This is a genomic window from Vibrio sp. TH_r3, assembly GCF_033101115.1.
GTDB lineage: Bacteria > Pseudomonadota > Gammaproteobacteria > Enterobacterales > Vibrionaceae > Vibrio.
This window is the reverse complement of sequence record NZ_JAWMPW010000033.1, coordinates 1-20,569: the sequence shown is the minus strand read 5'-3', so window position 1 is coordinate 20,569 and position 20,569 is coordinate 1. Positions and strand designations below refer to the sequence as shown.

21 protein-coding genes, 1 tRNA gene and 1 pseudogene are annotated in these 20,569 nt (G+C 38.2%); 15 read left to right on the top strand and 8 right to left on the bottom strand.

Translation table 11 applies throughout. From position 1 onward, the window contains the following. Positions 1–49: 49 nt before the first annotated feature. Positions 50–1,123: a hybrid-cluster NAD(P)-dependent oxidoreductase gene (locus R3X26_RS17450; RefSeq protein ID WP_317718610.1), complete on the top strand. Its 1,074-nt coding sequence runs from the start codon at positions 50–52 to the stop codon at positions 1,121–1,123. 80 nt (positions 1,124–1,203) lie between these two features. Next, positions 1,204–1,584, top strand: coding sequence for a CoA-binding protein (locus R3X26_RS17445; RefSeq protein ID WP_317718609.1), 381 nt, complete (start codon positions 1,204–1,206; stop codon positions 1,582–1,584). 92 nt (positions 1,585–1,676) lie between these two features. Here R3X26_RS17445 and R3X26_RS17440 read toward each other — a convergent pair whose 3' ends face one another. Then, positions 1,677–2,660 carry a Gfo/Idh/MocA family oxidoreductase gene (locus R3X26_RS17440; RefSeq protein ID WP_317718608.1) on the bottom strand — a complete coding sequence of 328 codons (984 nt, stop codon included), beginning with the start codon at positions 2,658–2,660 and terminating at the stop codon, positions 1,677–1,679. 157 nt (positions 2,661–2,817) lie between these two features. Further along, positions 2,818–3,471 carry a hypothetical protein gene (locus R3X26_RS17435; protein ID WP_317718607.1) on the bottom strand — a complete coding sequence of 218 codons (654 nt, stop codon included), beginning with the start codon at positions 3,469–3,471 and terminating at the stop codon, positions 2,818–2,820. Between the two features lie 196 nt (positions 3,472–3,667). On the opposite strand from R3X26_RS17435, the gene R3X26_RS17430 reads away from it, so the two are divergent. The 4 genes from R3X26_RS17430 (at position 3,668) to R3X26_RS17415 (ending at position 6,942) form a co-directional block, all read left to right on the top strand. After that, positions 3,668–4,903, top strand: a complete 1,236-nt coding sequence (locus R3X26_RS17430; RefSeq protein WP_317718606.1) for a hypothetical protein — start codon at positions 3,668–3,670, stop codon at positions 4,901–4,903. A gap of 116 nt (positions 4,904–5,019) precedes the next feature. After that, on the top strand, positions 5,020–5,877 hold the full coding sequence (locus R3X26_RS17425) for a tetratricopeptide repeat protein (protein WP_411572433.1): 858 nt from the start codon (positions 5,020–5,022) through the stop codon (positions 5,875–5,877). A gap of 6 nt (positions 5,878–5,883) precedes the next feature. Then, complete coding sequence (locus tag R3X26_RS17420) at positions 5,884–6,609, top strand: AzlC family ABC transporter permease (RefSeq protein WP_317718604.1); 726 nt, start codon at positions 5,884–5,886, stop codon at positions 6,607–6,609. A 15-nt stretch (positions 6,610–6,624) separates the two neighbouring features. Then, on the top strand, positions 6,625–6,942 hold the full coding sequence (locus R3X26_RS17415; protein ID WP_317718603.1) for an AzlD domain-containing protein: 318 nt from the start codon (positions 6,625–6,627) through the stop codon (positions 6,940–6,942). A gap of 140 nt (positions 6,943–7,082) precedes the next feature. Here the strand turns inward: R3X26_RS17415 and R3X26_RS17410 are convergent, their stop codons facing one another. From R3X26_RS17410 to R3X26_RS17395, 4 genes are all read right to left on the bottom strand, one after another. Continuing rightward, positions 7,083–7,643, bottom strand: a complete 561-nt coding sequence (locus R3X26_RS17410) for a hypothetical protein (RefSeq protein ID WP_317718602.1) — start codon at positions 7,641–7,643, stop codon at positions 7,083–7,085. A gap of 7 nt (positions 7,644–7,650) precedes the next feature. Continuing rightward, entirely contained in the window at positions 7,651–8,184 is a 534-nt protein-coding gene (locus R3X26_RS17405) for a YaeQ family protein (RefSeq protein ID WP_317718600.1), read from the bottom strand. Between the two features lie 15 nt (positions 8,185–8,199). Beyond that, a complete protein-coding gene (locus tag R3X26_RS17400) occupies positions 8,200–8,655 on the bottom strand; it encodes a YccF domain-containing protein (RefSeq protein WP_317718599.1) in 456 nt (151 codons plus the stop codon). An 89-nt stretch (positions 8,656–8,744) separates the two neighbouring features. Continuing rightward, on the bottom strand, positions 8,745–8,954 hold the full coding sequence (locus tag R3X26_RS17395; protein ID WP_171751734.1) for a cold-shock protein: 210 nt from the start codon (positions 8,952–8,954) through the stop codon (positions 8,745–8,747). A gap of 466 nt (positions 8,955–9,420) precedes the next feature. Between R3X26_RS17395 and R3X26_RS17390 the strand changes: the two genes are divergently transcribed. From R3X26_RS17390 to R3X26_RS17370, 5 genes and pseudogenes are all read left to right on the top strand, one after another. After that, positions 9,421–11,097: a transporter substrate-binding domain-containing protein gene (locus tag R3X26_RS17390; RefSeq protein WP_317718598.1), complete on the top strand. Its 1,677-nt coding sequence runs from the start codon at positions 9,421–9,423 to the stop codon at positions 11,095–11,097. A gap of 2 nt (positions 11,098–11,099) precedes the next feature. Then, the gene (locus tag R3X26_RS17385) at positions 11,100–12,509 is read left to right on the top strand and encodes a sigma-54 dependent transcriptional regulator (protein WP_317718597.1); all 1,410 of its coding nucleotides are present in this window, start codon (positions 11,100–11,102) and stop codon (positions 12,507–12,509) included. A gap of 327 nt (positions 12,510–12,836) precedes the next feature. Further along, entirely contained in the window at positions 12,837–14,126 is a 1,290-nt protein-coding gene (locus R3X26_RS17380; RefSeq protein ID WP_317718596.1) for a dicarboxylate/amino acid:cation symporter, read from the top strand. 230 nt (positions 14,127–14,356) lie between these two features. Then, positions 14,357–14,860, top strand: a pseudogene (locus R3X26_RS17375) (iron chelate uptake ABC transporter family permease subunit); the annotation flags it as partial. Positions 14,861–14,994: 134 nt separating this feature from the next. Beyond that, positions 14,995–15,069, top strand: a tRNA-Gly gene (locus tag R3X26_RS17370). Positions 15,070–15,285: 216 nt separating this feature from the next. Here the strand turns inward: R3X26_RS17370 and R3X26_RS17365 are convergent. Beyond that, entirely contained in the window at positions 15,286–15,501 is a 216-nt protein-coding gene (locus R3X26_RS17365) for a helix-turn-helix transcriptional regulator (RefSeq protein ID WP_317718595.1), read from the bottom strand. Between the two features lie 117 nt (positions 15,502–15,618). Between R3X26_RS17365 and R3X26_RS17360 the strand changes: the two genes are divergently transcribed. From R3X26_RS17360 to R3X26_RS17345, 4 genes are all read left to right on the top strand, one after another. Then, positions 15,619–15,831 (top strand): hypothetical protein, encoded by a 213-nt coding sequence (locus tag R3X26_RS17360; protein ID WP_317718594.1) that lies wholly within the window; start codon positions 15,619–15,621, stop codon positions 15,829–15,831. A gap of 9 nt (positions 15,832–15,840) precedes the next feature. Next, the gene (locus R3X26_RS17355) at positions 15,841–17,019 is read left to right on the top strand and encodes a site-specific integrase (protein WP_317718593.1); all 1,179 of its coding nucleotides are present in this window, start codon (positions 15,841–15,843) and stop codon (positions 17,017–17,019) included. After that, the gene (locus R3X26_RS17350) at positions 17,016–17,327 is read left to right on the top strand and encodes a hypothetical protein (RefSeq protein WP_317718592.1); all 312 of its coding nucleotides are present in this window, start codon (positions 17,016–17,018) and stop codon (positions 17,325–17,327) included. Before R3X26_RS17355 ends, R3X26_RS17350 begins: the two co-directional genes overlap by 4 nt. 67 nt (positions 17,328–17,394) lie before the next feature. Next, positions 17,395–17,751, top strand: a complete 357-nt coding sequence (locus tag R3X26_RS17345; RefSeq protein ID WP_317718591.1) for a hypothetical protein — start codon at positions 17,395–17,397, stop codon at positions 17,749–17,751. A 142-nt stretch (positions 17,752–17,893) separates the two neighbouring features. Here the strand turns inward: R3X26_RS17345 and R3X26_RS17340 are convergent, their stop codons facing one another. Further along, positions 17,894–20,344 carry an SIR2 family protein gene (locus R3X26_RS17340; RefSeq protein WP_317718590.1) on the bottom strand — a complete coding sequence of 817 codons (2,451 nt, stop codon included), beginning with the start codon at positions 20,342–20,344 and terminating at the stop codon, positions 17,894–17,896. Positions 20,345–20,569 lie beyond the last annotated feature (225 nt).

Here is a 20,569-nt window from a genome sequence, read left to right as displayed (position 1 = left end):
TGATTATTCATTACCGGTTTTTTAATTTTTGTTCGATGGAGATTTTGGAATGTTAGCCTGGCAGCATAGCGACGCAATAGACCTTATTTGTACTGATAAATGGAGTGAAACTCCAGACACGATTAGTTTTTCTCTAGCAAGTATAAGCAGCGATACCGTATTCGATTTCAAACCGGGTCAATTTGTTACATTGGGTTTTTCGTTATTAGATAAAACCGCCTATCGTGCTTATTCGATTAGCTCTTTACCAATGCAGAACCAATTAAAGATGACGGTAAAACGAGTTAATAAAGGATTGGTTTCAAATTATATCGTTGACCAATTAGCGGTTGGCGACCAAGTTACTGCTTTAAAACCGGCAGGAAGTTTTAACAGTATTGATTGCGCACCAAGCAAAAAAGTTCTGATGCTCAGTGCCGGGTGCGGCATAACACCGGTAATTTCAATGGTGAAACAATGGTTGTCGAATAATACAGATATTGACATCGATTTTATCCATCAAGCGCAAGATACGGAAAATACGATCTATTTTTCTGAGCTTGAAGCTATCGCCCAACAACACAATAATTTTCATTTAAAACTGTTGTTGAAAGACAGTAAAGGGAGTTCCTATCAACAGGGACGTTTTGATCAACAATGGTTAGATAAACTTTGCCCAGACGTTTTACAACGTACGGTTTATTTGTGTGGGCCTGTTGGATTTATGCAGGATGCGCGTTGCTATCTTGAGCAACTTGATTTTGATATGACTCGGTTTTTTGAGGAGAGCTTTACGCCAGAAGCAAAAAACGTTGCGCCAGAGAATGAACTAGGTGTGCTTGGTACTGAATTAACCAATAGCGGTGAATTAGTCGCTGGATCGGTTTCTGTGTCAGTCCCTACATTTGCGGCTCAAGTAGAGGCTGAGGTTGATTCGATACTTATTGATGCACTAGAACAGGCCGGAGTGCCGGTTATTGCAGCTTGCCGTAGCGGGATTTGTGGATCATGCAAGTGTAAGGTTAAAGTAGGCGAAGTAGAGCGTACCAGTACAGAGACATTGACTGACGAAGAAGTGGAACAAGGATTTGTACTTGCTTGTTCCTGTGTAATAAAATCCGATTTAGAAATTAGTTTAAATTAAATAGAATGACGTTTTCAGGTAGTATGAGTGTGTTTATTAAATCACTAAATCCATACCGTTCAATAAAAAGGAGCCGGTAAATGAAAACAAGTGTTAATGAAAGAATCGTGATTTTAGGTATATCCGATAAACCTGAACGCTATAGCTTCAAAGCGCACCAAAAACTACTCGACAATGGTTTTACCAATCAGGTTGGTGTTTCGCCTAAAAATTTATCGTTAGCCGATATCGAGCTGGTTGATCAATTAGATAAGGTTACAAAGCAAGTACATACCTTAACCTTGTATATTGGCGTTGAACGGTTGGAGCCGATCATCGATCAGATATTGGCGCTATCACCAAAGCGTATCATTACTAATCCTGGAACAGAAAATCCAAATTTGATTGATAGAGCGATTGAGCAAGGGATCGAAGTGGTGCAAGGATGTACGCTAGTTATGTTAGACAATGATCAGTTCTGAACATTGGTAATTTTAAGTTATCAGTGAAATAACTCCAGAGAAAATAGTACTCTGGAGTAGGTCTTTTGACATCAGATCCTAAGCAATAGGTCTTACTTATCAGCCGGAAACACAACACCAGTTTGACGACGAATTTCAGTGATAATTTCTGATACGTCTAGTGAGCGTTGAACGTGCGCTTGATTCATTGCTTTATGTTCAATTTGTTCGGCAAAAGCAATGGCTTCATAAATCATAGTATTTTCTTGTTGTTCTACACTGATATTCTGTAAAGCTGCGTTGCGTTTTTTAATCTTAAATCCTGGACATTGTGACAAATGTTCCACCAATATGACACCATCTTCACCTTGGAATTCGCTAGCGATGTGGCCATCGGAGACTTTAGAGTGATGAATCGTTACTAAAAAACTAGGATAAGTTAGAACGACTGTTCCGTGAGCATCAACGCCAGAATCAAGTAACTTGGCACTCGCCTGCACTGAGTCGGGTTTCCCAAATAAAGATACCGCTGCCGATACATTGTAAAAACCGATGTCCATTATTGAGCCATTTGAAAAGGCAGGATTAAAAGTATTCGGATTTTCGCCATCCAAATATTTTTGATACCGAGATGAATATTGGCAATAGCTTAGGTAAACACTGCGTAACTTCCCAATGCTAGCAAGGCTCATTTTCAGTTCTTCGAAATTGGGTAAAAATTCAGTTTTAAATGCTTCAAATAAAATAACGTTGTGTTTATTCGCGTAGTCAAACATTTTACGTGTTTCGGAAATATTAGAAGAGATGGGTTTTTCACAAATAACGTGTTTGCCATTTTGTATCATCAATACAGCTTGTTCATAATGAAGGCTATTTGGAGAGGCGATATAAACTGCATCTATGTTGCTATCTAACGCAAGGGTTTCTAAATCAGTATAGAATCGGCAATTGACATCTTGGCTGTGTTTAGCAAAAAGTTGAGCACTTTCCAATTTGCGTGAGTAAACAGCGTTTAAGCTAAATTGTTTGCTTTGTAGGGCTGCTTCTACAAATGCTTCTGATATCCAGTTAGTTCCAATGACAGCTAAATTGAGCATTTAATCGATTCCTTATTATTTTGGCTAATTAGCCAAAACAGTTTAGCACTTTTAATAAAAAGAGTGACTTATCAATAACAATAAGTTGGTTTTTATAGCAAAAGAGGAGACTTAAGCTAACTGATATGATGTTAATGTTTTTGAACTACAGTGACATTTAAGGCTTTCTTGACATATGAAAACTACCAAAAGCAATTTTTTCTAGTGCTATTTGATTACCGTCATCTAGAAAGAAGAACTCTAAGGTGTCGTCTTTCTCTTTTCCGATAAAATGATGAATAATGCCATTTTCGGTAGTCTTTTTAGTGTAGGCGGAGATGGTTGCGCGCTTTATTTTTTGTTTAGACAAGTATTCATAATGTGATTGAGGTCCACCCAGTTTGAGATCGAGTATGACTTGGTTGATTAGAGGGATAAAAGGATAAACATTATCGGGTAGTTCGGTTTGTTTATTGTTTTTCTTGTTTTGTATGGTTTTGTTCAAAAAATCATAGGTGTAAGTTTTTCGCTTCGAACCAATTTTCTCAGCATAGTTAGTAGTGATAGGGACAATAGCTTGGTCTGTTTGTTTATAGGTGCCATTCTCATTGATTTTGGCACTGATAAACATAAATGACCCTTTGATGCGAGTTTCATAACTGCACACACTTTCATTGCAGCTTGATTCCATTATCACATCACCTAATTTTATCGGGCCTAATTCTACTGTGAAATGACCATTCGCGCCTGTCATTGCTTGACTGAACAATGAAAACGATAGGCTACTGATTAAAGTAACAATGGTTAAAGCTTTCACACACATATTTTTCACAAATACCCAATTCCTAATTTACACTTAATAGTAAGCATATATTGATAATTTAATTATATACAATCAATTTCGTTACAAACTGATTAATTATTTCCTTATATCACAGCCAATATTTTTATCTATAACTGTGAACTTAGATAATATCAAGCGAGTAAATAGTTGCTTTTTTAGCAAAATAATTATAAAAAATATAAAAATGATAATAAGGCTGAATGATATTAGTTATTTTTATACTATTCGTAAATACTTAAGTTTCACTGCTATTGGTCGAAGAACCACAAGTAATGTTGCGTACTTATTTGCTTTATCTTTAAGTCTTAGTCCTTTGTCTTCTTTGGCGCAAGGTGACTCTGTAATACTCGATCACGAGATAGCAATGTTACCCTCATCAAGGTCACTTTTAGTTTCTCCGACGTTCCCATCTTCAAATTTACCATCGCCCAACTCGCCATCTTCTGACAGTGAAGAGTACTTAAACAGTTTTGATTATGAAGATGAGACGTTTTGGTTGGATGAAACTAGGCAATATTTTGCAGACAGCGTGCATGACTTTAGTCTTTTTATCGACCAAGGTTTGGCTAAAGATGAAGATGAAGCGCCATTGGTTAACATGAGTTATTTAAAAATAAAGTATCGGGCTGAATATTCCGATTTGGGGTATTTTGAGTCGGATGAACGGATCTCTGTTCGTATTGACTTGCCACATGTCAAACGTGATTGGAAGTTGATTTTAGAAACTGATCCTGATGATTATGACTCGTTGGAAGATAAACAGCGTGGTCTATCTAGTGATAATTCAAAAAATGTAATTAATGGGGCAATAGGTGGCGTTCGTCTGCAAGATCAAGAAATTAGGAATTGGAAATCCAACCTAGACGTCGGTGTCAAAATAAGGTTGCCTATTGATCCTTTTACGCGGGTTCAACTACGTCGTGTAGAGAATTTCTCTCAAGACTGGACAGCACAATTTAAACAAGAAGTGTTTTATTATCATTCTGTAGGAGCGGGTTCACTAACAGAGTTGAATTTTTATAAACAAATGACAGAAAACTTTGCTCAGATACTTAAAATGAGTTCCAGTGCTCAATATATCTACGAAGAGGATAATTGGGAGGTCTTATTTCAACTTGAATACTTTGACCGATTGAACACTAATTATCTATTAGAGTATTCTAGCGGCATCACTTTCGAACCAAATAAAGCGGATGAAGTTTCAAACTATTGGGTGTCTACCTCATGGCGCCAAAAGTTGTACAGTGATTGGTTATATATGTCGCTGACGCCACAAATTAATTTTCCTCGCGAATTTGATTACAAGGTAAATCCTGGCTTTCAGATTGAATTTGAAGCTTTTTTTTCCAAAAACAGAACGCTCGATCGACTCAATCGTTTTATTCCTAAATCCACAAGAATGACCAATTCAGGAATTTAATTACCATTATTTGCAATGTCTGTTTTATCACTCTAACCATTTACTTCTTGAAAGCTAAGGTTTTACCTCCTATTGTAGAGGTTTTGTAAACGCCTAAATATTTGGTAGTGATTTTGATGAAAAAATTTTTGATTTTAGTTATAGCGCTTGTCTCCTCTTTTAGCAGTCTTGCAGAAGAGAAATATTCAGAAAGTGATATTTTAGATCGTCCGCTAGTTGAACGGTATATTCTGGATGAATTGAAGGCACTAAGGCAAGATCAACAAGATCTGGAGAGACGCTTAGTTATCCAGATAACAGATCGTGAGTTGGACGTCGCTGATAAATCAATGAACTACGTTAATGTTACGGTTAACTATTTTTTCTACATTATTGCAGGTGTTGCATCCTTAGTCGCGCTAGTAGGGTGGCAGTCTCTTAAAGAGATGAAACAAAGCACCAAGAAAATGGCGGATGCGCGTTTGGATAAGTTAGCCAAAGAATACGAATCAAAATTTTTAGCTCTAGAGCGAGATCTGAAACGTAAAACTCGCATTATTTCCGAAAATAACCAAGAAATTGAGATAATTAACGAAGTACATAACCTTTGGCTTAGAGCTCAAAATGCCCAAACTCCTGAGCAAAAAATGGAAGTTTGTGATGAAATTCTTAAAATCCGTCCCGGCGATTTAGAAGCCTTGACCTATAAAGCTGATGCAGCCATGGAAATGAGTGAGTATCACTGGGCAATGAGCCTATGTAATCGCGTGTTAGAAGTCGATGATAATAATGCACATGCACTCTATCAACGTGCCTGTTCCTACGCTCGATTAGGCGCTGAAGAACAAGCTATTTATGATTTACACCGTTCAATAGAAGTGAGTTCGTCTATTCGTGAGTTGGCTGCAGAAGAACCAGATTTAGAATCCCTACATGGTAACTTACAGTTTGACGCGTTAATTGAAGCAACAGATCAAACCATTACTAACAGTTAATTCAATATGTCTTCTAATCAAGTACTGTTTTTAAAAGGGACCGTAGCAATATTTCCATTGTCGATTGCTGTGATTCCTTGGGGGTTTTTAGTAGGTTCATTTGCCATGGATGTCGGACTCAACCCATTAGAAGGACAGGCGCTTTCCGCCATTTTATTTGCCGGGTCGGCACAGTTAGTTGCGGTCGGTATGTTTAAGGCGGGGGTTGGTTTGAGTACCATGCTTCTCACTACTTTTTTTATTACATCACGACACTTTTTATACAGCGTTTCTATGCGTAACAAAATTGCACCGTTGTCTCTGAAATGGCGATTGGTTTTAGGTTTTTTATTGACTGACGAACTATTTGCTGTGGTGGGAAACCAAACTCCAGATCGTTTTAAGCCTTGGTATGCTCTAGGTGCGGGATTAAGCTTTTATTTGGTATGGAATTTAGCCACCTTGGTGGGTATTGTAGCAGGAAGCCAAATTCCTAACTTGGAACAATTTGGTTTGGAGTTTGCGGTAGCGGCCACTTTTATTGCTTTGGTTGTGCCTATTATCCACAATTTTCCCATACTGTTATCCGTTTTAGTGGCTTTAGTATTATCTGTGATTTGTGCTTACTTCCATGTAGAAGGCGGGCTGATGATATCTAGTATTGTTGCTATGTTAAGTGGCTTCGCAGCAGAGGTTGCTGGTAAGCGTAATGTAACGAAAACGGGTCCACCAAAGACTAAGTCATCAAAATAAACTAGCAAGGAACGTATGATTATTCTGTCTATACTGGCGATGGCTGGCTTGGTGTTTTTTAGTCGCTATCTGTTTTTAGAACCGAAGCTTCCTATTCGGTTAAATTCGACTACTCAGAGATTACTGGCCTATTCTAGCCCTGCGATTTTGACGGCTATTTGGGCGCCGATTGTTTTTATTCAGGAAGACGAACTGGCCATCAGTGTCACCAATCCATATTTAATTGGTGCTTTGTTTGCCGCGTTAATGGTGTGGAAAACAAAAAGTGTCCTTTGGACGACCATTGTTAGTATGGCATTGTTTTTGCTCTTAAAACTGGTCGTTTTTGCTTAATTTTTACGGTAACAATTTCTGCAGCGGTGATTTTTTGCAACGGTAGGTAGCAGCGATGCTGCTAATTGATTGATAGCGGTTGCTTAACGTTAAGATTATAACTCAACACCAATATTGCAGCTCAACGTCAATATTACAATTTAACTACCTTTAAACCAGTTAAACAGTTTATCCGACCATTGTGTCACGGGTGTATCCACTTTTTGTTTCTCTTTTCCGTGATAATAACTGGCTAGCAGTTTAGTTCTTAATTCTTCGGTATCATGCGAATGTAAGGTTTTAACCAGTAACAAGGAGGTGTTGGTGGCGTAATCATTGGCTAAGCTAAAATCCATATTTAAGTAGCCTTGCACCATAAGCCATAATTTAGTGACTAAAGAGAGCTCAATTACTGATTCAGCAGTGAATTTATGTGTTTGAGTTTCACCGATAGTTGCTTCAAACACGTTGTTCATTTTACTGATTTGTTCCGCCTGTGTTTCCAGCCTTGCAGTTGCTTCAATCTGTAATTTGGTCAAAAGACCAAGTAATAATAATTTAGGGTCTTTTTCAGGGTTGTTTTGGCAAATATTGGCAAAGATATCGGCTTTTTGTTCAATCGCTCTGGCAAACAGCTCGGCTTCCTTATTGGAAAGATCGAGAGTGTCAATTCCCGCAACTTCAAGCTGTTGTTTTAACATACTTATAATCGAATCTTTCATGTTCTAATTAAACCTTCAATTGTTGCCATTCCACTTCACAATCACCGTTTTCAGTTGAAATATACGCCGAATTACCGGTTAGCATAATGGAAAGATCCATTGTTCGCTTTGCAAGTTTAGCCAACTCTTCAATTGCTTCTGAATCGAATTTATAAATTTCTGCATTAAGTAAGTTTAGTTTATCTGCATTTTGTTTCCACCAAACATCTGATTTTGTATTAAAACTGTATATGCGTACGCTACGAGCAAGGCGGGTGGATTTTTTTACTCTTTCTGGATCCGGTTCACCTACATCTATCCATAGCGAAGTTTGATTATCTAGAGTTTTATGCCAAATATCTGGCTCTTCAATATTAGAAAGCCCTTTTGTGAAGGTCAGATCTGGCTGAGCATTGAGCGCGAAAGCAAGCACACGTGCCATCATACGCTGTAAGTTTTCTGACGGATGTTGCGCTATTGTCAGGTTGAGCGAATCGTAATAGTCGCGATTCATATCAGTTAAGGCTATTTTGAGTTTGTATATTGTTGGTTTTAAAGCCACATCGGTTCTCGTTTGTTATTTTCTGGTCTTATTTAGGTAATCTTGCGCATTTTTTTGTCTTGCAGCGAAGGCGACTTCTTTTTCAACGATGGTTTTTCCTATCGGGAATAGAGCAATAGCCGCTAGCTTGAGGTGTTGAACGCTAAATGGAATGCCTATTATGGTGATAAAACAGGCGATAGCCGAGCAAATGTGTCCGATAGCAAGCCAAAGTCCAGCGAAACAAAACCACAACACGTTGCCGATTATGCCCAATGGTCCTGTACCCACATCGCGATCACTTGTTAGTTCTTCTCGATCAATAGCTTCTTTGCCAAAAGGAAAGAAAGAAAAATTGCCCATAACAAAGCAGGCTCGTCCCCATGGGATACCAATAATACTAATAAAGGCTAGTATGCCGAAAAGCCACCATGCCAGTCCCATGAAAATTCCACCGAATAAAAACCAAATAATATTGCCTAAAGTACGCATGTTTTACTCGCTTTGTTCAAGAAAAAGACAAAAAAATAGCCAGTCTATTGACTGGCTACAAAAATTTTAGCGATTAACAAAAAACCGTATTAAACAGGTTTGATGTTCTCAGCTTGTGGGCCTTTTTGGCCTTGAGTTACAGTGAACTCAACTTTTTGACCTTCTGCAAGAGTGCGGAAGCCGTCAGATTGAATAGCGCTGAAGTGTGCGAACACGTCTGGGCCATTTTCTTGTTGAATGAAACCGAAACCTTTAGTTTCGTTAAACCATTTTACTGTACCAGTCACTGTGTTAGACATAGTCTTATTTCCTATAAAAATTGTGTTGATCCCACTTCTTGGGAATCATATTTAGATAGCGTGGAAAAAATAGATTGCTATTTAGATACAACACGGCGGAGAGTTTTGAGCTAACCAACGACTTGTAAATCTTAAAACAAAAGCTTTTCTTTCTAGCCGAGACGAAGCTTAAATCAACTACGTAGGAAGTCAATGGATATTGTGTTAACTTTTTAGAATAAGGCCATTATTTTGTGAAAACGCACATTTTTGTGTATGTAACTAACAAAAGCTCATTGTTGAGAATGAATTGTGTGGCATTTAATTGACTGTATTGTCGATAATTTACAACAATAATCACAATTTTTTCATATATAAATATGATCTACAGAAAGATTCTATCAATACACCAAGAGTTTATTTTACGAGGTTTGAGTTGCAGTATGAACAGTGTCTTATTTTGGTTTTTTATCGAGCTTAGTAGACGATGAACACATTTAATTATCTCGCCCAACTATTGCTTACGTTGTTTGTGCTTTTGGTTACGCTTACGGCGTCTGCAAACGAAAATACCATTATTGTCGGAGGCGATCATAATTACCCTCCTTATGAGTTTATTAATGACAACGGTCTACCCGATGGGTATAACACGGAACTGACGTACGCTATTGCTCAAGTGATGGGTTTAGATGTAAAAATTGAGCTTTCCAGCTGGGACGTGATGAAGAATGAATTGGAAAGTGGTTATATTGACGTATTACAAGGTATTTCTTACTCGGAAGAGCGATCTAAGCGGTTAGATTTTTCTCCTCCTCATTCACTTATTCACCAATCTGTTTTTGCTCGTATCGGTTCTGCGCCTATTGCTAATTTGTCTGATTTAGCTGGTAAGTCGGTTATTGTTCAAAGCGGTGGCATTATGGCGGAACGCATAAAAAGCTCGGCTGTTGATGCGCAGCTTATTTATGTCGATACTCATGCTGCGGCCTTGCGTATGTTGTCATCCGGTCGATATGACTACGCCTTTGTTGCTAATCTTCCCGGTTTATACTTAGGTAAAGAATTGTCCCTTTCTAATATAGAACCTGTTGGTGAGCCAGTGAGTTCACAGCGTTATGGTTACGCAGTGTTAAAAGGGAATGATGAATTATTAGCTCGATTTAATGAAGGGTTGGCGATATTAAAAAATACCGGTAAACAACAAGAAATTTATAATAAATGGTTTGGTTCTTATACTGCTACTGGTGTTAATTGGCAGCAAATTAGCCGCGTGGTGGTGGTTATTTCTGTGCTGGTCATTTTGATTTTTTCCGCTGTAATTTTTTGGAATAGAAGTTTAGCTAAACAAGTAGCAAGACGGACTAAGGAATTGGAACGACAACAACAGCAATTAATTCAAGCGGATAAAATGACCTCACTGGGTGTTTTGGTGTCAGGTGTGGCGCATGAAATCAATAACCCAACCAGTTTATTATTGCTTAATCTGCCGGTACTAGAAGAATCTTTTGATGATATTGCTGATATATTGCAGCAACATTATCAGGATCACGGCGATTTTGAAGTCGCGGGCTTGAACTACACTCGCATGAGAAATGAAATACCTCTAATGTTGAGTGAAATGTTGGAAGGCTCACATCATATTCGACGAATTGTTAACGACTTAAGGGACTTCGCTCGAAAAGAACCCCATAGTCTAATAGAAGATGTTGATTTAAATCAGGTTGTTGCCGCAGCAATTCGTTTGACCGACCGAACAATCAAAGAGTCAACCCAACACTTTTCGGTCGATTATTTTGAAGGATTACCAACAATTAAAGGTAATAGTCAACGATTGCAGCAAGTGGTGATAAACCTAATTGTTAATGCTTGTCAGGCATTGCAAAATATACAGCAATCTATCGTAATTTCGGTTCAGTTTAATCCTTATAATCGTCAATTGATGATATCGGTTAAAGATGAAGGTTGTGGAATAGAAGCGGATAATTTATCTAGGTTGACTGACCCATTCTTTACCACTAAAAGAAAACAAGGTGGAACGGGACTTGGTTTGTCGATCTCCACCACCATAGTTGAAGAGCATGCTGGCAAGCTAACATTCAAATCTGAAATTGGTAAGGGAACGATAATCGAATTGATGTTTCCATTAGATAAGGAAAAACAATAACAATGAAAGATATGCGCTATCCTGGGTTTGGTCTATTGATCGTTGATGATGAATTGGCGTTTATTCGCAGTTTGTCATTGGTACTTGAGAGACGTGGTGGAATAAACCATTTGTATCAAACGTGTGACAGCCGAGAAGTGATGGATCTGATTGAGAACAATCCGATTGAATTAGTGTTGCTTGATTTGAATATGCCTCATATATCAGGAGAGGTGCTATTAAAGCAAATAGTAGAAAAGCATCCTCACGTTGGCGTTATTATTATTAGTGGGATGAATCAAATAGAGACAGCAGTAGATTGTATTCGATTAGGTGCTTACGACTATTTTGTTAAGACTACCGAAGAGAATCGTCTGCTAGATGGAATAAAACGTGCCATCACAATGCAAGAGATGCGTAGAGAACATGAAGCTATGCGTCGTCGTTTTTTGTCTGATACCTTAGAGGAACCTGAGGTTTTTAAATCAATCATTACTAAGGACAAAAAACTTCGCTCTATATTTCAATATCTAGAGTCGATTTCATCTAGCCAGCAATCGGTTATGATCACCGGAGAAAGTGGTGTCGGTAAAGAACAAATCGCCGCTGCCGTTCATCAACTAAGTCATAAACCGGGAAAAATGGTGAGTGTTAACGTTGCAGGTATTGATGATAATGTTTTCGCTGATACCTTATTTGGTCATAGTCGTGGGGCTTTTACTGGGGCAGATCGAAAGCGAATTGGTATGGTTGAATCGGCCTCTGACGGTACTTTGTTTCTAGATGAAATAGGCGATTTGAGTCATGCTTCTCAAACTAAATTACTGCGCTTGTTACAAGAAAATGAATATTATCCATTGGGTAGTGACAAACCAAAACGCAGTCGAGCTCGTATTGTAGCAGCGACGCATCAAGATCTGAAAAAAAAGGTAGAAGAAGGCAGTTTTAGGAAAGATCTCTATTTTCGTTTATGTACGCACCATGTAGAGATTCCGCCATTGAGAGAGCGCAAGGAGGATATACCGCTTTTATTTACCCATTTTCTCACTCAGGCTGCGACGGAAATGAATAAAGTAGTGCCTACTTACCCTAAAGAACTACCTGTTTTACTCTCTACCTACCATTTCCCGGGCAACATTCGAGAGCTGCAAGCTTTGGTGTACGATGCGGTAGGGCAGCATAAAAGTCACATTCTTTCTATGGAAGTGTTTAGACGAGTGATTGATGACTCGTCATATCAGATCGATACGTTGGATTTCGATACTGGTTTATTCGATCCTAATAAGCCGTTACCAACATTGTCTGAAATAAACCAACTTTTAGTCTGTGAAGCGATGGATAGAGCTAAAGGCAATCAATCTCTTGCATCACGAATGCTTGGTATCTCTCAGCCAGCGTTGAGTAAACGTATTAAAAAGTGTCAGGAAAACTAATCTACAAACCCCTATAACAAAAGTTATACTATATCCTTTGTTATAGGGCAGTATCCTATTGTAAATACATAAGAAATCGCTTTTTCCTCTCTTTTTTATAACTTAAGTTATATCCATTTAACTTGTCTTTTTATATTTAAATGTCCATTTAAACAATGAGTTACTTGTTTTTTATTAGTTGGCATTTTAGTTGCAATATTTCTAATTGATAAAAAACCTTAATTACAAATATGTTAATTGTAAATGTAGACACTTGGGCTACTGACTTTTCCAATGGTTAGTGTCGTGAGTAGCCGGTTGAAAATTACGCAATAAAAGGAAAGTACTATGACTAGAAAGGATTCAGCACCACAGGCAAGTGGTGGCTTTTGGAGTAAAATGGAATTGTGGAAAAAAATCGTAATTGGCATGGTCCTCGGTGTGGTAGTGGGGGCAGTAATGGGCCCAGATGCTGAAGTCTTTAAACCCATTGGTACGCTATTCATTAATGCAATCAAAATGCTGATTGTTCCTTTGATTTTCTGTTCACTGATCGTTGGTGTTACCTCTATGCAAGACTCACGTAAAATGGGTCGTATCGGTGCTAAAGCGATTATTTTATATCTTGGTACTACAGCGATAGCTATTACTATCGGTTTGAGCTTTGCCGCGATATTTACACCGGGTGCTGGCCTTAATATGGTTGCCGAAAACCCAGATATTGTAGCCAAAGAAGCGCCGCCTTTAGTACAAACACTATTAAACATTATTCCTAAAAACCCAGTAGGTGCTTTAGCTGCAGGTAACATTTTGCAAATCATTTTCTTTGCTCTGGGCTTGGGTATCGCTTTAACTTTGATTGGCGAAAAAGCAAAACCAGCAATTGCGGTTTTTGAAAGCTTAGCGGAAGCAATGTACAAACTAACCGAACTTGTTATGAAGCTTGCACCATTTGGCGTGTTTGGCTTAATGGCATGGGTTGCTGGTAAATATGGCGTTGATATTTTGATGCCGCTCATTAAGGTTATTGCCGTTGCGTATATCGGTAGCCTAGTTCATGTATTGGTTTTTTATACTGGCATCATCAGCTTTGTTGGACGCTTAAACCCAGCTCGTTATATTAAAGCATTAATGAACCCAGCTGCGGTAGCGTTCACTACAACAAGTAGCTCTGGTACGCTTCCGGCGACCATCAAAGCAAGCCGCGAAGAACTGGGTGTATCTAAGGGTGTTTCAAGTTTCGTATTGCCATTGGGTGCAACCATTAACATGGATGGTACGGCGCTGTATCAAGGGGTGTGTGCTCTATTTATCGCCCAAGCATTTGGTATTGATCTTGAAATGTCTGATTATATGCTGATCATCTTAACTTCAACTCTTGCTTCTGTAGGTACAGCTGGTGTTCCAGGTGCAGGTTTGATTATGTTATCACTTGTTCTTACTACGGTTGGCCTGCCTATTGAAGGTTTGGCGATTGTTGCTGGTATCGACCGTATTTTGGATATGGCTCGTACTACAGTGAACGTATGTGGTGACATGATGGTTTCTGTACTTATCGCGAAAAGTGAAGGTGAGTTAGACGAAACAATTTATAACGCTGAAGTGAGCGGTGCTGGAACAGAAACAGAAAACGCGTAATACATTGGGTATTATTATTCTGATTATGTAACACCATTGTTTTACAAAGTAATCGTTTTATAACGAAACAGTTTTATAAATTGATTGTGCAGTAGAAAGTTGATTAAAAAAGCAGAGCGCGTAAGTAAGCCGTTCTGCTTTTTTTGTATTGAAGCTTATCGAGATGGTTAGAGATGGTTAACCACGCGTTCTTGCATAACACATGGCTACATTAGGCATGGTTACGAGGGAAATTTTCAGTTACTCGCGTTGGATCGGATAAATACACCATTCTCAGTTGGTTGTCAGGTTCTACTTATCGAGTCAGTCGTCAGGAAGCTTTGATAGCTATATCGGTTGTGATAGCTGGTATTTTGCTCAGTTTACGCTTAAGTCGTTGGTTAACGCTGTTGGCTACTGGGCATCAATTTTCCCGAGCAAGAGGTCTTCCTATTTCGATAAGCTACATGATGTTGCTTGCTCTAGTGGCGGTATTTTGTGCCACAGTCACGACTACAATGGGACCGGTGGCATTTGTAGGATTACTTGCACCAAATATTGCCATCTTATTAGGCGCGCGACACGTTAAAGTCCAGCTGATTTTAGCTCCAATGGTAGGCGCGGTTTTGTTGTGTTTATCTGATTTAATTGGGCAGTGGATTGTCTTTCCTGCGCAAATAGCGGCAGGAACGATCGTATCAGTAATAGGAGGAAGCTACTTTATTTTCTTACTCACTCGCAGCCGAAGTAGTTAAGCTGGCTGTTAGTTTTTGATATCGCTTGGTTTGTAGTCAAAGTGATGAAAAAACACCCATTCGAACACGGTAATGCAAAAATGTTCTTTTCTTTTAATCTCGTTGTGGCATATTAACACCCGTTCCACGATGATGCGTGCATCGTATAATGGCTATTACCTCAGCCTTCCAAGCTGATGATGCGGGTTCGATTCCCGCTGCACGCTCCAAGTTTTCCCTTCTGTTTTATCAAACCCAACCTTTTGAAAAATAACCACTTTATTGTGGGTTTTTGCGTTTTTGATACGCGCTAATGTTAGTTGGGATTTGGTCTCCAAAATTATTGAGACCAAATTGAGACCATTTTGAGACCAGACTGAATTTTATGTTTTATTTTTTAAATAAATGACAATCACTGGAATTTCATCAGCGGACTATTAGAAAAACTAATCCAATTTTTCTTCCACTATAACTTCAAGAAGATCTCCTACCTCACAATCAAGGTAAATGCATATTTTCTCAAGTGTATCGAAATCGATCCGATTATTTGTTTCATGGAATAACCGATTAACGGTGCTCCGATTGATACCTGTATCTCGTACTACATCGGCAATTTTCAACTTTTTTGCCCCCAGCAGAGTAGATAAATGACATTTAATCATTTCTATAAAGACCCCAAATGTTTCGCTAAAGATACAAAATGGTGTTGACAGGTTTTATTTAATGTCATATTGTATCTTTAGAGCTACAAAGTGTAGCGTAAAAGACTGGAGTTAATTATGGCATATACCTATCTAACAACTGAAGAATTATCTTCAGTAATTAAATACGACCAACGAGTGATTCGTGAGCAACTTAAAGATTCAGTTCTTTTTGAAGGTATTCATTACATCCGCCCATTCGGTGGTCGAAAAATACTTTTCATTTGGGAAAGGATAGAAGAAGAGATGCTTAATGGCATTACAACTGAATCAATTCTATTGGGTCACTAGGAGGTTTTTATGGGGAGCGTAAATTCACGTGGAGGTCGCTTGTTTTTAGACTTTCGATACAAAGGACATCGTTGTCGAGAATATACAAAGTTATCAGATACTAAAGCTAATCAGAATCGAGTAAATCGTTTATTAAAAGTCATTGAAGCTGAAATAATGGTAGGCAGCTTTGATTACGAGAAATATTTTCCAGAAAGCAAATTAGTATCTAAATTTGCCGAGGTAAATGAAAGAAAGCGTCAGGCTAAAGCATATTTTGAAGCAGTAGATTCACCTAAAGTTAAAGAGTTTGCCGAAATATGGTTGTCAGAAAAAAAGATAGAATGGCGAAAAGGTCATTACCAAGATGTGGAAGGGATTATCAATAAATACATCATTCCCATGTTTGGTAGTAAGAAGATCAGCGCCATCACTAAACAGCAAATCTTAAGTTTTCGATCTACACTCGCCAAAGTTCCAGGTCGAAAAGGTAAAGAGTTAAGCCCATCCCGCATCAATCATATAATGACGCCATTAAGAGTCATGTTGAATGAAGCCGCCGATCGTTATGATTTTACGTCGCCATGGAAAAATATTAAAGCATTAAAAGTAGGGAGAACAGAAGTTGACCCGTTTAATTTGTTGGAAGTAGAACAAGTTATTGAACAGGCGCCAGATAAATTCAAGGCGTACTATATTACTCGTTTTTTTACTGGGCTTCGAACCAGTGAAATTGACGGACTAATGTGGAACGAAGTGGATTTAGAAAATAAGACATTAACGGTCAATCAAAGTTTAGTCCGCGGTGAGTTATCGGATGTCAAAACAGACGGCTCGTATCGAGTAGTGAGATTGACAAATAGGGTAGTGCAAGCGCTAACTGAGCATAAGAAAACGGCGTATCTGAGAGATAAATACGTATTCACGAATGATAAGCGTAAACCACTAAACTACCAAACCGTGTCAAAATCTGTCTGGTATCCAACGTTGCGCCGAGCAAAGCTACGACCTAGAAATCCTTATCAAACCCGACATACATACGCAACGTTGTTGCTTGCTTCAGGAGAATCTCCTGAGTGGATAGCGAACCAGATGGGGCACACGACGACAACGATGTTATTCAGGGTCTATTCCCGTTATGTCCCTAATTTGACTAGAAGAGACGGCAGTGCGTTTGAACGCTTTTTAGTTGAGGGAGGCGCAGCATGAAATACTCATCATTAGCTATTCATTGCACTAGCTTATGTTTTGATGTGATAGAAGGGAGAGATTTTAAGCGTCTCACCCACATAGATATTGATGGGTTTAAAGAGGATATTTATGGGTTGGTGTGCGAACGTTCAATGCTATCACCGACTAAATTTCGTAGAGAGCACGATTTTGCAGAACATGTAGCGAATGGCGTAGTTTGTGTGCTGCACCAATGTCTCAATAACCCGTCAGCACGAGACTCCACGTGGATCCTTGCTGCTTTAGAATCTCGTATCGAGCTTTCAATTAAAATCGTTCTTCAATAAACCTAAAGAGTACGTGTGCGCACACTTTCAATTTTGATTGTGCGCACACAGAAAATGGTGGCGATACATGAGTGTCAAATCAAGTTCTTCGTTCAATTCGAATACCAACCAAAAATCAGCCAAAAAGAATATTCGATTTGAGCATTCACTTATCAGGGATATTGAAGATAGTTGTCCTGAAGGCACGAGTTTTTCTTCGTGGGTGAAGAGAGCGTGTCGAGATAGATGTACCGTTGACAATATGATTGCTCAGTCAAGTAATCCACCTTCGAGAGTGTATGTTGCTTTGATAGTGACATTATACATGCGTGGCTACGACGCCCAACAGATTGCTTGGAAACTCAATTGTATTGGGATTTCGTCAACAGATGGAACGAAGTGGGGGAGAGGTGATATCGAAGCGATAATGATGGCTTTACGTTGATTTTTTAGTTCGTGCGATTGAATAAAAAGAGCTAACAAGCTTTTGCCCGTGAGACCTGAAGTCGTATGAAGCGTTGTTCACTGCTTTTTGAGTGAATGTATGTGTAGTGGCATAGTTAATTTGGCCACTACAACTGAGGCTATTAAATACCAAGAATAGTTATAGACTGTAGCCTATTTTTTGTTTTTTCTAAATATAGATGTTCAGTATGCTCTTCAGATTGAAGCTTATCTATTAGCTTAACCATGGACTTACAAGCGTGAATGAAGTTTTGTTTATTGGATTTAGAAAGCTTATTAAAGTTATCATTGTAGAACTCTGAGTATCTGCCTACTTGCCTGAACTTATATATGTCGTTTCCTAGGTGATGAAGTAGATTATGTGCTTTTTCAAACTTTGCGTAGACAACATTACCATCATTTATCGTCGAACAAACTGTTAGCCATAGTCTAGCTTGCTGTGTGTCGATATTATCTGTGTAGTAATCTGTTTTTTTCTCCGCTAAGTCGTAAGCTTGATCTAAGCAGTTTTGAGCTTTGGGGTAATTCTTAAATGCTATAAATGTCATTGCATATTGTAACCAGAAATGAGGATTAGTCCTTAGCCACGGAATATTCACCTTGAGATCTTCATAATAGCGTTGCAGATTACCTACTTTTGTTGTTGAAGGGAGAATTCGTTCAACAAAAGAAAACTTTAACATTGACTTGAACACACGCTCTTGTATGTGGTCTCTGGGCGCGATTCCATCAAACTTTGTTGCTATTCGAATCAGATGCTCTGTAACATGTGATGCAGTGTAATGTTCGTTCATAAGACATATACAAAAAATACTAGATGTGTTTTGTACAACGCCATCGTAAATTCTAAATAGTTGCTTGAATTCGGGTAAGCTGGTCAATTCCCCAGAGTATATAGAGTCATTGCCAGCCACTTCAGAAATCAAGCTTTTTGAGCTAGGTACACCTATGACTTTACATAAACAGATAGCTAGAATAGTTGACTTGAAGTCACTATTGGTTTCAAGTTTACCAAAAAGCTCCTTTATTTTTGCCTTAATTACTGGTGAATCTAAAAAATCGATAAGAGATAAAGATACTTGAGACTCATTCTTTCTTTTTATGTATCGTAGTTTCTCCACAGGCGTAGTTGCTTTATCGGCCCAGTACCCCAAATTTTCAAAAATTTTAATTAAGTTGGAGAGCTCATCTTCATCAAGAGTATCAATATTAAATTCTTCAAAATAGAAGCTGAACTGAAGCAGCTTGTCTCTTAAATATTCATGATCTGCTATACGCGCTGACGCGATAACAGTTACTTTGTTAATATTGGATCGAGAGATATGCTCGATCACTGGCATATATTGTTCATAGTCATCTAAAAATAGTAGGCTCCTTGATGGTAAGCTTGATAGGTACTCAATATCACCAACGTAGTCACCGTCAATATCATCGACGTTATAGATGTTAAAATCTCTTCGTCCCATCTCAACCTTGAGTTCATTTAGTAATAGACTTTTTCCATTCCCTAAAGCCCCATAGAAAATAACGTTTTTATCTTTTCTAATAGCATCAAGTGTTTTATCAACGTAGGTTCTATTTATGAGATATGGAACGTTAATGTCTCCGAGTACATACGAATCGATAGATTTTTGTGATATATCACCATACATTAGGAGTTTTTCTACATCACTATCTCGGATATCTGCTCTCTGTGTGCTTATTTCGTAATTACTCATAGTTTGTAACTGGTAGTCTGAATCACAAACGTCTTCACTTTGATTGTCATTTATGAAACGAGCAAAACCATCAGTACCAATGGGCAATACTGTCCCGAATTTTGAAAGCGTAAATTCGGTTTGGACGTCAGGAGCTTGGATAGTTACGAAGTACGTTTTTTCTTTTAGAGATTCATCCTCATAAAGAATTTTCTGTATATCAATATCATACAGGGAATAACCAACAAAGATAATAGCGTTAGCTCGTTCAAGATCTTTTTTAAATCCGTAGTGCCATCCAGAACTAAGGAATGATTCTGAAGAAACATACGAAGATGCTGAAAGTTTAAATGAAGTGTTTAGAGTTTCGCTATCAAGAGCGTTTATTGAGCCGTTTAAGTGAACACATAAACAAGTTTTGGGTTGAGAAACTTCACCATAGCTATGGTGTATATCGATCGTGTCAACTCTTCTCCCTGAAGTATTTGAAGCTATTTCTACAGATAAATCATAGTTAGTCGTATACACTCGGCGCCACGGTAAACTGCATATTGTATTTTGAGTTTCAGAAGTTGAAGTTAACGTGTAATTGTCTTTTAATATCTTAATCAAGTCGGTAGGAGTGTTCTGGGATAGAAAATAATCAGAAGTAAACATAAGATCTTCGTTATAAGGGATCTTTGATTTCTCCGATAATTTGTGAGACAGATCTTTTGCTCCTAATGGCTCGTCTCCCAAAGTATTCTTTGATCCGAATGAAAAACCTGCCCCAGTAAATAAAATCGCTTTTCCCATCCTAATTTTATTTACCAGGATGTCACAATCAACGTCTGTTCTTGTAACTACCACTGATTTTTTATCTATTGTTAAATTCATACTAGCCACTCTATATTTGCATATACATGGATAGTTATTTAATAGGTATAGCCGTCAAACATCAAGCACATAATGGTGGATGTGATATATGCCTGTTATTACCAGATATTGTAATTGTCAGGATTATCTTAAATTTTGACCACGTTACTAAAATTGAAAACTTCAAAAAAATAACTTATTGATAAAAACGGCAAGCTGAATTTTTTATATTAAAGAATTAATATT